Source organism: Achromobacter sp. 01N37 (assembly GCF_056399725.1).
In genome coordinates, this window is sequence record NZ_JBFTRX010000045.1 from 1 (window position 1) to 1,433 (window position 1,433).

Here is a 1,433-nt window from a genome sequence, read left to right on the forward strand (position 1 = left end):
TACTCCGCTACTGGCCTGCCGCCCGGCCTGACGATTGATCCGGCTACCGGCATCATCACCGGCACGCTGGACCGTTCGGCCTCGCAAGGTGGTACGGACGGTGTCTACTCCGTCACGATTACGGCTACCGACAAGAGCGGTGCTTCGGTCACTCAAGACTTCTCGTGGGACGTGAAGAACCCGGCACCGACCGCGGTCAACGACGAAGGCGATACGGAGCAGGGCGCATCGTTGTCTGTCGACGCCGCCAACGGCGTACTGACCAACGATACCGATCCGGATGGCGATACCCTGACCGTCTCGCAAGTCAACGGCAACGCCGCCAACGTCGGCACCGCCATCACCGGTTCCAACGGCGGCACGTTCATGCTGAACGCCGACGGCTCCTACACGTTCAACCCGGGTTCCGCGTTCAATTCCCTGGGCGTTGATCAAACCGCGACGTCGTCGATCACCTACACCGTCTCCGACGGCGAAGGCGGCACGTCGACCGCGACCTTGACGGTCACGATCACCGGCACCAACGACACGCCGACGCTGACCCCGGGCGTGACGCTGGACGACCAGAACAGCAACGACGGCCAGGCCATCACCCCGGTCGACATCTCCGGCCAGTTCACGGATGTGGATACCGGCGACGTACTGATGTACTCGGCCAGCGGCTTGCCGCCCGGCCTGACGATCGACCCGGCGACCGGCATCATCACCGGCACGCTGGACCGCTCGGCCTCGCAAGGTGGTACGGACGGCGTGTACACCGTCACCATCACCGCCACTGACAAGGCTGGCGCTTCGGTCACGCAAGACTTCTCGTGGGACGTCAAGAACCCGGCTCCGACCGCCGTCAACGACGAAGGCGATACGAACCAAGGTGCATCGCTGAACGTCGACGCCGCCAACGGCGTATTGACCAACGACACCGATCCTGACGGCGATACCCTGACGGTCTCGCAAGTCAATGGCAACGCCGCCAACGTCGGCACCGCCATCACGGGTTCCAACGGCGGCACGTTCACGCTGAACGCCGACGGCTCCTACACGTTCAACCCGGGTTCCGCGTTCAACTCGCTGGGCGTTGATCAAACCGCGACGTCGTCGATTACCTACACCGTCTCCGACGGCGAAGGTGGCACCTCGACCGCGACCTTGACGGTCACGATCACCGGTACGAACGACACGCCGACGCTGACCCCGGGCGTCACCCTTGACGATCAAAACAGCAACGACGGCCAGGCCATCACCCCGGTCGATATCTCCGGCCAGTTCACCGACGTGGACACCGGCGACGTGCTGACGTACTCCGCTACTGGCCTGCCGCCCGGCCTGACGATTGATCCGGCTACCGGCATCATCACCGGCACGCTGGACCGTTCGGCCTCGCAAGGTGGTACGGACGGTGTCTACTCCGTCACGATTACGGCTACCGACAAGAG

1 protein-coding gene is annotated in these 1,433 nt (G+C 64.2%); it reads left to right on the plus strand.

Annotation, left to right across the window (positions count from 1 at the left end; genetic code table 11):
- Positions 1-1,433: putative Ig domain-containing protein (locus AC1DSJ_RS30145; RefSeq protein WP_441372762.1), on the plus strand; the 1,433-nt coding region annotated here is incomplete at both ends.